At 57.9% G+C, this 13,596-nt stretch carries 12 protein-coding genes, 1 tRNA gene and 1 pseudogene; 4 read left to right on the plus strand and 10 right to left on the minus strand.

The window, feature by feature from the left end; translation table 11 throughout:
- Nucleotides 1–96: 96 nt before the first annotated feature.
- The 6 genes from Q0M74_RS01265 to Q0M74_RS01290 all read right to left on the minus strand — a co-directional run bounded on the left by Q0M74_RS01265 (nt 97) and on the right by Q0M74_RS01290 (nt 4,673).
- Nucleotides 97–170, minus strand: a tRNA-Leu gene (locus tag Q0M74_RS01265).
- A gap of 63 nt (nt 171–233) precedes the next feature.
- Nucleotides 234–1,190: a Ppx/GppA phosphatase family protein gene (locus tag Q0M74_RS01270; RefSeq protein ID WP_293951011.1), complete on the minus strand. Its 957-nt coding sequence runs from the start codon at nt 1,188–1,190 to the stop codon at nt 234–236.
- Complete coding sequence (locus Q0M74_RS01275; RefSeq protein ID WP_293951014.1) at nt 1,190–1,744, minus strand: DUF501 domain-containing protein; 555 nt, start codon at nt 1,742–1,744, stop codon at nt 1,190–1,192. Before Q0M74_RS01275 ends, Q0M74_RS01270 begins: the two co-directional genes overlap by 1 nt.
- Nucleotides 1,745–1,779: 35 nt before the next feature.
- The gene (locus Q0M74_RS01280; RefSeq protein WP_293951016.1) at nt 1,780–2,313 is read right to left on the minus strand and encodes a septum formation initiator family protein; all 534 of its coding nucleotides are present in this window, start codon (nt 2,311–2,313) and stop codon (nt 1,780–1,782) included.
- 77 nt (nt 2,314–2,390) lie between these two features.
- Entirely contained in the window at nt 2,391–3,668 is a 1,278-nt protein-coding gene (gene eno, locus Q0M74_RS01285) for a phosphopyruvate hydratase (RefSeq protein ID WP_293951018.1), read from the minus strand.
- 216 nt (nt 3,669–3,884) lie between these two features.
- On the minus strand, nt 3,885–4,673 hold the full coding sequence (locus Q0M74_RS01290; protein ID WP_293951020.1) for a lytic transglycosylase domain-containing protein: 789 nt from the start codon (nt 4,671–4,673) through the stop codon (nt 3,885–3,887).
- A 184-nt stretch (nt 4,674–4,857) separates the two neighbouring features.
- On the opposite strand from Q0M74_RS01290, the gene Q0M74_RS01295 reads away from it, so the two are divergent.
- The 3 genes from Q0M74_RS01295 (at nt 4,858) to Q0M74_RS01305 (ending at nt 6,261) form a co-directional block, all read left to right on the plus strand.
- Entirely contained in the window at nt 4,858–5,235 is a 378-nt protein-coding gene (locus Q0M74_RS01295; RefSeq protein WP_293951022.1) for a porin, read from the plus strand.
- Nucleotides 5,236–5,385: 150 nt separating this feature from the next.
- On the plus strand, nt 5,386–5,769 hold the full coding sequence (locus tag Q0M74_RS01300) for a hypothetical protein (RefSeq protein WP_293951023.1): 384 nt from the start codon (nt 5,386–5,388) through the stop codon (nt 5,767–5,769).
- A gap of 108 nt (nt 5,770–5,877) precedes the next feature.
- Entirely contained in the window at nt 5,878–6,261 is a 384-nt protein-coding gene (locus Q0M74_RS01305) for a hypothetical protein (protein WP_293951024.1), read from the plus strand.
- Here the strand turns inward: Q0M74_RS01305 and Q0M74_RS01310 are convergent.
- Both Q0M74_RS01310 and Q0M74_RS01315 read right to left on the minus strand, forming a co-directional pair.
- Entirely contained in the window at nt 6,250–6,849 is a 600-nt protein-coding gene (locus Q0M74_RS01310; RefSeq protein ID WP_293951026.1) for a MazG nucleotide pyrophosphohydrolase domain-containing protein, read from the minus strand. The genes Q0M74_RS01305 and Q0M74_RS01310 overlap by 12 nt on opposite strands.
- 74 nt (nt 6,850–6,923) lie before the next feature.
- Nucleotides 6,924–7,130: pseudogene (locus Q0M74_RS01315) on the minus strand (Rv0909 family putative TA system antitoxin); the annotation flags it as partial.
- Between the two features lie 94 nt (nt 7,131–7,224).
- Between Q0M74_RS01315 and Q0M74_RS01320 the strand changes: the two are divergent.
- The gene (locus tag Q0M74_RS01320) at nt 7,225–8,721 is read left to right on the plus strand and encodes an amino acid permease (protein WP_293951028.1); all 1,497 of its coding nucleotides are present in this window, start codon (nt 7,225–7,227) and stop codon (nt 8,719–8,721) included.
- Between the two features lie 118 nt (nt 8,722–8,839).
- Here Q0M74_RS01320 and Q0M74_RS01325 read toward each other — a convergent pair whose 3' ends face one another.
- Both Q0M74_RS01325 and mfd read right to left on the minus strand, forming a co-directional pair.
- Complete coding sequence (locus tag Q0M74_RS01325) at nt 8,840–9,637, minus strand: hypothetical protein (RefSeq protein ID WP_293951030.1); 798 nt, start codon at nt 9,635–9,637, stop codon at nt 8,840–8,842.
- 313 nt (nt 9,638–9,950) lie between these two features.
- On the minus strand, nt 9,951–13,595 hold the full coding sequence (gene mfd / locus Q0M74_RS01330; RefSeq protein ID WP_293951097.1) for a transcription-repair coupling factor: 3,645 nt from the start codon (nt 13,593–13,595) through the stop codon (nt 9,951–9,953).
- Nucleotide 13,596 lies beyond the last annotated feature (1 nt).

Below are 13,596 nucleotides of genomic sequence, written 5' to 3' on the forward strand. Positions count from 1 at the left end.
ACCATACACAGAACAATTAAGGATACGCTAACCTTAATTCACCTTGGGGTCGGAAAAGGAAATCCCGAGACACAAGGTGTGTCTCAGGATCTTTTGTGCCCCCAGTGGGACTCGAACCCACACTGAATTGATTTTAAGTCAACCGCCTCTGCCGATTGGGCTATGGGGGCTTGCTCAATGGCACCAAATCATCATAGAACATGGCGCCATGGGCAGGTGTCAGAAGGGTGTGGTTATTTTTCCTTCTCCACCAGTCCAAGGATCAATCCGTCAAGAATATCCTTTTCAGAAATGACCATGGAGTTCACACCGGCTTCCTTCGCCGCCAGCTCGATGGCACCTTGAACAACCACGGAACCACCAGCAATGACATCAGCACGACCCGGATCAACCACCGGGTTGCTGGCACGCTGGGCAGCAGACTCATTGATAATTTCATCGGTGATCACACGCAGTGCATCGAAATTAAGTTCCGACAGGTGGATCGCAGCACGGTCATAGGACTCCAAGCCCTGCACCCATGCGGAAATCGTGGTGAAGGTTCCGGCAACACCGACAAAGGTGTTTGCCCGAGAGACCGGCACGATCGCACTGACCTCCCGGATGCGTTCAGCAACATAGTCACGGGCGATCTCCACCTCGGTTGCAGTCGGTGGATCGCTGCGCATGATGCGCTCGGTGATGCGGACACAACCCATCTGGGCGGAATGCGCTCCCAGGATCTCACCGTCATGCGTGCCGACGATGAACTCCGTGGATCCCCCACCCAGATCAATCACGCAGAAAGGTCCCTGCGCCGGATCAAGATCAGCCACCGCACCACGGAAGGACAGCTGGGCTTCCTCCTCGCCGGTGATGACCTCTGCCTGGTAGCCAGGACGAATGCGTGAGAGCAAGGTGCGGGTCATGGAGAAGAAATCATCACGATTGGAGGCATCACGCGTGGCAGCGGTTGCCACCATGCGCACCACCTCAACACCTTTCTCCACCATGACATCGACATACTCGGCCAGGGCGATGCGGGTGCGCTCAATGGCCTCCGGATCAAGCTCACCGGTGGCATCCACACCCTTCCCCAGACGAACAATCTTGTTGTCACGGATAATTTCACGGAAATTCCCGTCAACGACCTCGGTGATGAGGAGACGAATGGAATTGGTACCGCAGTCCACCGCTGCAAAACGTGACATCAAATTCCTCCCGCACGGGAGAAGTCAAAGTCCTCCAGCTTGATGCCCAGCTCCTCTAGGGTTGGCCAGTCCTCTGGGATTGCAGTGCCACGCAGTCCACCGTGTTCTGCTGCCAGGGCTACGGACTCAGTGCCCAGGCGGAAATGATCCGGCCCCTCAGCAAGTGCGTAAGCGATGAGAACGTGGAGGCACTTGACACGGTCAGGCATTCCGCCGCCGGTGAAGTCCGTCCCGAGATCTTCAATGGCATTGCGCTTGGCCAGGTAGTGCTCATGTGCACGCTGATAATCAGCGCGGAGATCCTCATCGGTGGAGAGTCGCTCAGTCATCCACTTCATCACGTGTGCCACCTCGAGGCGGGATGCCTCTGCAGTCAGACGTGGGTCAGTCAAGTAATAAAGGGTTGGGAATGGGGTTCCATCATCCAACTTCGGTGCGGTCATGACCACACCTGGTGCTCCATCCGGGCTACGGTAGGAGATTTCGAGGACACCTCGTGGTGTTCTTCCCAGCTGTTCCTGGACAGCTTGAAGGTCTGCATCTGTAACACTCATGCGGTCTATTCTGTCATGAGTTGCCAGACTCGTCTCTATTGCACAGGTTCCTCAACCGATGGCGCAGGATCTGCCATGTCCGGAGGGGGAAGTTCATCATCTGATTCCAGCAGTTCAGGTTCGGTCACTGAGTCCCACAGGGTGGCATACCAGGTGCCGCGGGGCTTCTCCTCCGTGCCATCGGAGGTGACGGAGGAATCATTCTCCAGCGCCGGATCAAGGATGCGGAAGGCTGTCTCACCGGGTTCGATGACACCAAGGCGAAGGCGTGCCTGTTCGCGGAGGTAAGCCTCGGAACGATAGCGCTGCAGTTCCTCATCTAGTTCGCCGATCTGCTGTTCCTTGGACAGAATCGATGCTTCCGTGCGGGCGATTTCTGAGCGCTGCTGGAAATAGTTCCGCAGCGGGATCGCGATGGTTATGAGAATGAGCAGGACCACCACAGCCAGGGCAACAATGCCCATGGCCCCAAGACGGAAAGGCGCGCGAGCAGCAGAAACAGTCTCAGTTGCACGGTCTCTGCTGGAGACCGGAACGATGCCCTTATGAGACTTCTTCTGCTTAGCCATAGTCACCGATCATAGTCACACACATGGCAAAACCCGCCACCGACGCAAAAGAAGGTGACGGGTTATGTTTTTAGTGCTTAGCCCTGGAAACGTGGGAAGGCATCGCGGCCTGCGTACACAGCGGCATCGCCGAGCAGCTGCTCGATGCGCAGAAGCTGGTTGTACTTGGCAACACGGTCGGAACGTGCAGGAGCACCGGTCTTGATCTGGCCACAGTTGAGTGCAACAGCCAGGTCAGCGATGGTGGTGTCCTCCGTCTCACCGGAACGGTGGGACATCATGGAGGTGTAGCCTGCGCGGTGAGCCATGTCCACAGCGTCGAAGGTCTCGGTAAGGGTACCGATCTGGTTGACCTTGACCAGGATGGAGTTGGCAGCCTTCTTCTGGATGCCCTCTTTCAGACGGACCGGGTTGGTGACGAAGAAGTCATCGCCGACCAGCTGCACCTTGTCGCCGATGGCTGCGGTGAGAGCAATGTAACCCTCCCAGTCGTCTTCCTGCAGTGGGTCCTCGATGGAGACGATTGGGTACTCGTCGACCAGGTCGCCGTAGACCTTGGACATCTCCTCTGCGGTGAGCTCGCCACCTTCGAAGTGGTACTTGCCGTCCTTGAAGAACTCGGAGGACGCGACGTCGAGTGCCAGGGCAATGTCCTTGCCTGGTTCGAAGCCGGTCTTCTTGATGGCTTCCACGATCAGATCGAGTGCCTCACGGGTGGAGCCGACGGAAGGTGCAAAGCCACCCTCATCGCCCAGTCCGGTGGACAGGCCCTTCTCCTGGATAACCTTTTTGAGCTCGTGGTAGACCTCTGCACCTGCGCGCAGGGCCTCGGTGAAGGAATCAAAGCCGATTGGGGCGATCATGAATTCCTGGACGTCCACACCGGAGTCAGCGTGTGCGCCACCGTTGATGATGTTCATCATCGGAACTGGGAGAACATGGGCGTTTGGTCCACCGATGTAGCGGAACAGTGGCAGGCCAGCGGAGTCAGCAGCGGCCTTGGCCACAGCCATGGAGACTCCGAGGATGGCGTTGGCTCCCAGACGGGACTTGTTGTCAGTGCCGTCCAGCTTGATCATGGCCTCATCGATGAGACGCTGATCATCAGCCTCGAGGCCAGCGAGTTCGTCGCCAATCTCCTCATTGACGTTTTCAACAGCCTTGAGAACACCCTTGCCCAGGTAACGATCGCCACCGTCACGCAGCTCGTGTGCCTCATGGACACCGGTGGATGCACCGGATGGGACGCCGGCAACACCGTGGGAGCCATCATCCAGGAAAACCTCCGCCTCAACGGTGGGATTTCCGCGGGAATCCATGATTTCGCGAGCAAATACGTGCATGATTTCAGCCACTGTGGCCTCCTATGCCAACTTGGGAACTAACCAGATATTGTTCACGCGACATCAGGGGATTCAAGGCGGCACAATGTACCGCCTCAAGGGCCTTCGGTCACGTCTAGCGCCAATTGTTGCACGAATTCCCATCCAAGGACGTAATGAGAGCGCATTCACATGCTTTTGTCGGCAGATATATGGATTTCCCTTCCCCAACGGGGGGATCCAGCTGTTTTAGATGGCCGGCTGACGCAGCGCATAGGAAGCTGCGGCATCACGAACATTGATGAGGTACTCATTGGACATGTTGTAGGCATGGAGTGCCCTGGTCCACCCTTCCGGTGTGGAGAGGTCCCCGCCAGAGGTGCACAACAGATGGGCTGAACCAAGTGCGGCATCATCAATCTGGTGTGGGTCGGCATAACCATCACCGTTGGCATCACGTCCATAGCGCTGCCAAGACTCTGGAATGAACTGCATCGGACCCACTGCCCTATCGAACTGTGTGTCCCCATCGAGTCGGCCACCATCGGTATCTGCAATGCGTGCCACTCCTGGGGATCCGTCGAGGGGAATGCCGACGATGGTGGGTGTCGCCACTCCCGCCTCATCCAGGGAACTTCCCCCGAATAGTTTTCCGGAATAGGTGCCGTGGCGGGTTTCCACATAACCGATTCCTGCCAGGGTTGTCCAGTTAATACCGCATTCCGGCCAGGATTCTGCCGCAATCAGTGCCGCATTTCCATAAGCCGCGATTGCCTGGGAGGTCACACCGGTGTCCACGGCGATGGGATCAGACCAGAACTTGAGCTGATCAGAGGTGCGTCCCTGCGCATGGATATCAATCTGGGGAACAGCCTCGCCTGCTGCGGGTGGAACATTGTCCGGGATTGGTTGCAACTGTCGGATTGGAGCGGCACCATCCATGAAACTCAGGGCCCACCCCACAAAGGAAATGACCATGATGACTGCCAGAACCGCTCCACAGCCACATCCAGCCGCCTTTTTTACCCCAGAACTCATGAGTAGCGATAGTACCGTTCGCAGCCCCCAGAGCCTCATTGCTGGAACTCAAGCGGCATTTATGCATTATCAGCAGAGTTTCTTGCTGTGTTAATTGATGAAAAAACAGTTTTATGTGGGCCGTGCCATAGGTACACTTGCTTAAGAACAGATAAGAATCCGCATCGAAAAGGAGTATTTCATCATGAAGATCTCAACTCGCATCGCTGCCATCGGTGCATCCGCATTCCTGGCAATGTCCGCTTTCTCTGCACCTGCATCAGCATTCGACTTCGCCAGCCTGTCCTCTACCAACAAGGAACTCTCCAACACCTTCGACGGCATCCCATGTGGACTGCTCGAGTTCGGCCTAGGCACCATGGATCTCCCAGAGGACGGCATGCACAACGGTGATCTCGCCGATGCACTAGCTGAGCGTGGCGAAGGCGCCATCACCGCACAGTTCCCACAGGTAAGCGACTGGAATGCCAAGACCGCTGCTGACATTGCGGACCGCGCCCAGAAGTGTGGACTGGTCAAGGAAGACACCTATCTGTCTGAGCTGAGTTCAGGTTCCTCCTAAACCGCCCTGCGGGGGTACTCAACCAAACCTCAGTAGCCACATACGTCACATCAGTCACATTCCTGCTTTAGGATGAGACACCTGATGTGACGTTTGTTGTTTTCAGGCCACATCCCCACTAAAGAATTTCATCGTTAAGGAACAAGAATCATGAAGAAGATCCGTCGTACCCTCACCATCGCTGCAGCAACCATCGCCCTGACCGCAGGCCTCACCCCGGCAGCTTCTGCCCAGGGACTGGGAGACCTGCTCGGAGGCGCTAATGAAATCATCGATAACTTCGATTGCAACCTTCTGCGTGAAGGCCTCACCCGTAGCGGACTGGTCACCTCAGAAACCACCCGCGCTGAACTGGCAGCAAGCCTGAAGAACACCGCAAATCTTGGCGAGGTTGATGTCTCTCTCAGCCTTCTGGGCAACGTCTACTCTGACCGCCTCGCCAACCGCGCACTGACCTGTGATATCGTCAAGGCTGACCCACAGCAGGACATCTTCGCTCAGCTGCAGACCATCTCCAGCAACCTGTCCTCATAGGAATATCCCGGCAACGGGCATTCATCTGCCGCATCTGTCTCATCCGCATGGATGGGCGCGGTGTGGCATTTTTCTGTTATCCCCCACTGATCCTCTGAGGACCCACTGATGAAGAAGCGCCACTCACGCCTTGCTCTGACACTCACCCTGGGTGCCACCCTCACACTCACCTCGACGTTCACTCCGGCCACCGCCTATCCCGAAGGGCCTACCTCAAGGGTGGATAATATCCATTGTTCCAGCCTCCATGGAGGACTGGCAGAAAATGGCCTGCCCCGCCCCAATATGACACGTTCTGATCTCGCAGAAGCACTGAACACCACCTCCAACCTCGGTGATATCAGCTACCTGCTGGAAGGAATCAGTGGCCACAACTACGCCGGACGTCTCGCAGACCGGGCCGTAGCCTGTGGCATCGTGTGGAAGGATCCACAGGAGCCCCTCCCCGCCATCAAAGGTTTCCAGCTACTGAGCCAACTGCTATCTTCCTGATGATTCCTGCTCCCGAGCCTTCCCCTCAGCCCAGAGCCGCTCCTGCTCCTCGGTGTCAATGACACCTTCGGTGCCATCAAAAAGATAGGGCGAACGGGAACGCATCTTGGCCACAAAGCTGGCGGCAACATCAGTGAAGTCCCATGCTCCCCGGCGCGCGGCGATCTCCGCATGGAACAACACCTGCAGGAGAACATCACCCAGTTCCTTGAGCAGTTCTTCCTCCGGGGCATCTGTTTCCACGGCTTCGATGAATTCCTCAGATTCCTCGCGGAGGTACGGGATGAGGGAGTGGTGGGTTTGGGACTGTTCCCACTCCCCCTGTGCCAGGGCACGCTGCATGACCTCGATGGCTTCAGCCACGTGGGTGCGGCGGGCGTCGATAAGCATGCCTGGGCGTGCGGTGGAAGGGTCTGCGGTGATGAACCACCGTGCCCCGGCGTCAATGGTGATGTCCCAGGATGCAAAATCGACTCCCACGGAGTCGTCCACCTCCACGCTGTCCCCCCGACGCAGTGTGGCGTCGAGGAGTTCAGCGGGCAGGACGGGATCGTGGGAGTCGATGAGGACGGTGATGTTATCGGCCATAGGCCAATAGTTTAGGCGTTGCCTGGCTCCCTGCCTGGCTCAGCGTGTGGTTCCTGGCCCGGTTCGTTCTGCTCAGGGTTTGGCTGGTTGCCATCATTATTGTTACCAACACGCTCATCCAGGGTGTCGCGAACACGGTCGATATGATCCGACTTCCCCTCACCCAGACGGGCCTTGGCAGCATCAGCAGCACGGTCCAGGAGTGCATCTGACTGCTGCTCGCCCTTATCGGTGTTGAGGAACTCGGTTGCCTTGTTCTTGGCATTGTCAAAAATACCCATGTGCTTTCACATCCCTGTGTTTCGTACTTGGTCAGTTCCCCCGCCAGGATACGCAAAGTTCGATAAACCTGTCAGGGTGGTTTAGTTTTATCTAATGCTCAATGACACCACCGCGCCGGAGGCCACAAGCCACACCGTTCCCATGCGCACCCTCATCGCCCTGATCGTCGGATCGATGGTCGGTGCAGGAATTTTCTCACTTCCCCAAAACATCGGATCGGTCGCAGCACCCGGCACCATGCTGATCGGTTGGGTCATCGCTGGCTTCGGCATGCTGTCCGTGGCCTTCGTCTTCCACGTACTGGCCCGACGGAAACCACACCTGGATTCCGGTGTGTATTCCTATGCACGCGTGGGCCTGGGCGACTTCGTGGGCTTCTGCTCCGCCTGGGGCTATTGGTTGGGTTCTGTCATCGCCCAGGTGGGTTACGCCACCTTGTTCTTCAGCACCCTGGGCCATTATGTTCCGCTGTTCTCAGCGGACAATCCGGTGATCTCAGCACTCGCGGTGAGTGTCCTGACCTGGCTGATCTTCGCGGTGGTGGCCAGTGGTGTCAAACAGGCCGCCTTCCTGACAACGGTGACCACCGTGGTGAAGATTCTGCCGCTGCTGGCCTTCATCATCCTGGTGGCTTTCCTCGGTTTCAGCTGGGATAAGTTCACCATTGATTTCTGGGGCACCGGCGCTGATAGCACCGTGGGCTCGGTGTTTGATCAGCTCAAGGCGATCATGGTGTTCACGGTGTGGGTGTTCATCGGTGTTGAGGGTGCCTCGGTCTACTCCCGCCAGGCACGTTCCCGCAAGGACATCAGTCGCGCCACCATCATCGGATTCTTCTCCGTATTGGTGCTGCTGGTGACCATCTCATCCCTGAGCTACGGTGTGCTCACCCAGCAGGAACTGGCGGTGCTGCCGGATAACTCCATGGCTTCTGTCCTGGAAGCTGTGGTCGGTGACTGGGGTGCGGCGTTGATCTCCGCTGGCCTGTGCCTGTCGGTGCTGGGTGCCTATGTGTCCTGGCAGATGCTGTGTGCCGAACCGCTGGCGCTGATGGCTGCCGACGGCCTGATCCCCTCCAAGGTTGGTGCCATCAACTCCCGTGGTGCTGCCTGGATGGCGCAGTTGATCTCCACCATCGTGATCCAGATCTTCATCGTGATCTTCTTCCTCAACGAGACCACCTATGTGTCCATGGTGCAACTGGCCACCGTGCTCTACCTGGTGCCCTATTTCTTTGCAGCGCTCTACCTGGTTGCGCTGGCCACCCGCGGCCGCGGCATCAGCCACCCCCATGCCGGCAAGCTTTTCGACGACTCCGGCCCCACCATCCCTGTGGCGGAAAATAGGCGCCACGCCCTCGTCGGCATCGTGGCCACCGTGTATTCCATCTGGCTCTTCTACGCAGCTGACCCCAAGTACCTGCTCTTCGGTGCCATCGCCCTGCTCCCCGGTCTGATCCCCTATGTGTTAACCCGCATGCACCGCAATGAAAAGATCTTCAACACCTTCGAATACGGCGTGCTGGTCCTGCTGGTGATCGCTGCCGGCTTCGGACTCTTTGGCCTGATCGGTGGCGGGTTGACGCTCTAATTTCCACACCTTGGGCGCGAAACAACAAGACCCTCTCGGCACTACCCCACATGTTGGTAGTTCTGAGAGGGCCTTTGTCTTCTTCAACGCTCAACAGGGGAGTTAATAGCTTGGGGGATCAGGAATCAAGATTGAACGCATTACTCACCTTTTCAATGGTGAACTGCTGACGGAGCTTGGTCACTGAGTTCTGGTTGGCGAACATGCCCTGCTTCCAGAAGGCATTCTCCCGTGGGACGATATGAATCCATTTCACCGGAACGACCCACTCGGCCAAGTCATCACCAGCTCCGTGGTGGTAATTGCCTGCAAGCGGCTGATCCTGCAACAGTTGTTCCCTGCCCTCAACTGGGATCTGTACCCGGTCGAAAACCTCAGCAGGTCCGGTGACTGTTCCCACTCCCACGTATCCTGCCTTGGGAATATTGACAAAGATACGGGCTCCGGGCACCAGGTTCTTCACTGTCCGCGAGTACCATTCCCCACCGCCAGCGGAGACGAAACCATATTTCCGGGCATCATCCCAGTTCCTGCCATTGGGATCATCACCGAAGGACACATACCAATCTGTACCATTCCATGTTTCCCTGGTTTTCTTCTTTCCACCTGTACCAGATGAGGGAAGCACTCCCTCATGATCAACAAGCCAGGTCCTGGCAAGATAGCTGGATCCCTGATCAGTGAAATGCCGGAAGAAGACAACATTGATGGGAACGTTGAAGTTCTCATTCAGAAAACGAACGATCCGCTCCGTTGCCGGATCAATGTGGGAGGCAACAATCGTCAACACCTGCTCAGCATTGACTTCCTCCGGCAGGGTGTCATTGAACGTGGCGTCGAAGGCTTCTTCCAGAGCCAGACCGGGCCGGTAGGTCTCAAACATCGCCTTGATCTGCTCACGGCTCTGAGTTGCCACCCAGGAACCATAATCCAGGGTCTGGGCGGTGACATCACGGGCGTCCTGGCACGTTTGAGCTCAATGACATGGACAGCTGCAGTGTCATCCAGGGCGAGCAGATCAATGAACCCACCGTGTCCTGTCGGGACCTGTCTGCCGATGATGAGCAACTTCTTGCCCAGAATATCGGGGGCGGATTCTATGAAGTCCTCCAACTGGGATTCCAGACCCACCGGGGTGGGCTCAATCCGCACCAGTTTATTGCCCTCGGTGCGCCACAGGCCCATCTCCAGTGTCATATGCCTACTCCTTTATTATTGTTTTCCAGCGCCTACTGCCCCACGGAGATCACACCGGACTTCTTCTTTCCCTGTCCGGCGCGTGGGCCACGGACATCGACTTCATCCACGTCGAACATCTTGGTGATGAAGTCTGCCACCCACTGCAGCAGATCCACATCACGCAACAGGGGGTCGGTGATGTTGCGGCCTACTTTGGGGAAGGACACCTGGATGGCCTTGGCGGCGGCACGGTAGTTGGCACCGGGGAACAGTCGCTTGAGGCGGACCTGCTGGGAGTCCTTCAGTTCCACCGGGTGGATCTTGATGCGGGTGCCCTGGACAGCAACATCGGTGAGGTCGGCGGCACGCATCTGGTGACGTAGGCGGGCCACGGCCAGCAGACGGGAGACTTCCTCCGGGATCGGACCGTAGCGGTCCTCCATCTCCTCGACTGCCAGCTGCAGGTCCGACTCTGATTCTGAGGTGGCTAGTTTGCGGTAGATCTCCAGGCGGAGGCGTTCGGCATTGATGTAGCTCTCGGGGATGTGGGCATCCACGGGCAGATCAACACGGACCTCGGAGGGTCCCTTGACGGTGCCGTCGACAGGCTTGCCATCAGCTAGTGCCCGGTAGGCTTCCACGGCTTCGCCGACCAGTCGGACATAGAGGTCAAAGCCGACACCGGCGATGTGACCGGACTGTTCCGCACCGAGCACATTGCCGGCACCGCGCATCTCCAGGTCCTTCATGGCTACGGCCATGCCGGCACCCAGGTCATTGTTCTGGGCGATGGTGGCCAGACGGTCATAGGAGGTTTCGGTCAGGGTGGCACCCTTGGGGTACAGGAAATAGGCATAGCCACGTTCGCGGGAACGGCCTACGCGCCCACGCAGCTGGTGTAGCTGGGACAGGCCCATGTGGTGGGCGTTTTCCACGATCAGGGTGTTGGCATTGGGGATGTCCAGGCCGGTTTCCACGATGGTGGTACACACCAGAACGTCATATTCGCGGTCCCAGAATCCCTGGACGGTCTGTTCCAGGAGGTCCTCACTCATCTGGCCGTGGGCGACCACCACGCGGGCTTCCGGTACCAGGTCACGCAGTTCACGTGCCTTTTTCTCGATGTCGGCGACCTTGTTGTGGATGAAGAAGACCTGGCCGTCGCGAAGCAGCTCACGGCGGATGGAGGCAGATACCTGCTTATCTTCATAGGGCCCCACATAGGTCAGGATCGGGTGACGGTCCTCCGGTGGGGTGAGCATGGTGGTCATTTCACGGATGCCTGCCATGGACATCTCCAGGGTTCGTGGGATCGGGGTGGCAGACATGGTCAGCACATCCACATGGCTGCGCAATGCCTTGATGTGTTCCTTGTGTTCCACACCGAAACGCTGTTCCTCATCAACGATGACCAGGCCTAAGTTCTTCCAGTGCACACCGGTCTGCAGGAGACGGTGGGTGCCGATGACAATATCAACCTCACCAGAGGCCATACCCGCCATCGTCTCCTTGGACTCAGAGGTGGAGGTGAAACGAGACAGTCCATGGATGGTGATCGGGAAACCCGCCATGCGTTCTTCAAAGGTGGACTGGTGCTGTTGAGCAAGAAGTGTGGTGGGAACCAGAACAGCCACCTGCTTGCCGTCCTGCACCGCCTTGAAAGCAGCACGCACGGCCACCTCGGTCTTGCCATAACCGACATCACCCACGATCACACGGTCCATCGGCACAGCCTTTTCCATGTCTTCCTTGACCGCGTCGATGGCCAGCATCTGGTCCTCAGTCTCCACATAGGGGAAGTTATCCTCCATCTCCTTCTGCCACGGGGAATCTGGGGCGAAGGCATGACCAGGGGCTGCCTGACGCTTGGCATAGAGCTCCACCAATTCACCGGCGATCTCACGAACAGCGGCACGCGCCTTCTTCTTGGTGTTCTTCCAATCAGAACCACCCATCTTGGACAAGGTCGGCTTCTCACCACCGACATAACGGCTGAGCATGTCCAGAGAATCCATAGGCACATAGAGCTGATCGCCGGGCTGACCACGCTTGGCCGGTGCATACTCCAGCACAATGTACTCCCGGCGCGAGGTCTCATCACCTGCGGAGATGGTGCGCTCAGTCATCTTCACAAAACGACCGATGCCGTGGGTTTCATGCACCACCAGATCACCCGGAGTCAGCGCCAGCGGATCAACCTTGTTGCGTCGGCGCGCCGGACGCCTCTTGGCACCGGCGATATCCCCCACCCGGTTACCGGTCAGGTCAGTCTCGGTGATCACCACCAGCGGCAGTGCGGTGGCATCGCGGTGTTTACGCACCTTCGGGAACACCACACCGGCATGGCTGAGCGCATGATAAAGCGTGACCTGACCAGGGCTTGGCTCCCAACCAGGCGTTGCCACATGAGTCGGAATCCCCTGCTCCGCAAAACGTTCCACCATGCGTTTGATCGCACCCTGGGTGGGTGCGATGAAGGCCGCACGCCCACCAGCGGTGGTGTGCGCCAACAGCAGAGACATCATTTCCTTGATGCCATCTAAATCACCGCGTGGTGCAGGACCCGGCTCAAAATCAAGCGGCAGCGTTGCTGCCTCCGAAGCCTCAAACATTCCGGGTGGAGCGAAGGTCCACCACGGTAGCTCGCTTTGCGACGCAGAAACCTGCAAGGACTCATAACTCCGGTACGAGGATGCCTCCAGATCCAGCCCCTTCGTCGCCACCGGGCCATCAGCACCCATAGCTGCCGCCTCCCAACCAGCAGCCAGGAACTCCGCATCCGTTGCCTCAAGATCAGCAATACGGGTACGCACCTTCTCCGGCGCAATCACCACCACATGCGTGTTCACCGGCATCAGATCAGTCAACGGCACCAGCGGGGTATCCACCAACGCTGGGATGAGAGCCTCCATGCCATCAACATCCGTGTGATCAGCAATCCGCGAGAGCATCTCCACCAGGGTGGGATTACCCGGATGCTTAACCATCAACTCTTCAGCACGTTTGGCCACCGCATCAGTGATCAACAGTTCACGCGCCGGGTAGATCTCAATCTGGTCCAGCACCATCTCCGGGATGGTGCGCTGATCAGCTACGGAGAACTGACGGATATCGGAAACCTCATCACCCCAGAACTCCACACGCACCGGATAATCCAGTGTGGTTGGGAAGATATCCAGGATGCCACCGCGGGTGGCGAACTCACCACGCTTGGCCACCATGTCCACATTCTTGTAGGCACGAAACACCAGTTCCTTGCTCAGGGTGGAGAAGTCGAATTCCCGGCCCTCTATAAGAACCAGCGGGGTGCGTCCCTCAGATTCTTTGAGGACTGGCTGACAGAAGGCACGGGCGGCGGTGACGACAATCTGGGCGCTATCAAGCTTGCTCAACACCTGGGCACGCCGGCCGACAATGTCCACGCCGGGGGACAAACGCTCATGCGGGAGCGTTTCCCAGGAGGGGAACCAGGCGACCTTGTCCCCCATCATCGCCTTGAGTTCCGCGGTGAGGTCTTCTGCCTCGCGGCCGGTGGCGGTGACCACCAGGACAGGAGCATGATGTGCCAACGCCCCGATCGCCCAGGGACGAGCCTGATCAATGCCCGTGATGTGGAGTTCGCGCTCTTCCACATTCGAGATCATGCCCTTCAGCTTCGGGTCAGTGGCCGCAACCTTGAGCAGTCCAGCAAGCATC

The organism is uncultured Corynebacterium sp. (genome assembly GCF_945649885.1).
GTDB lineage: Bacteria > Actinomycetota > Actinomycetes > Mycobacteriales > Mycobacteriaceae > Corynebacterium.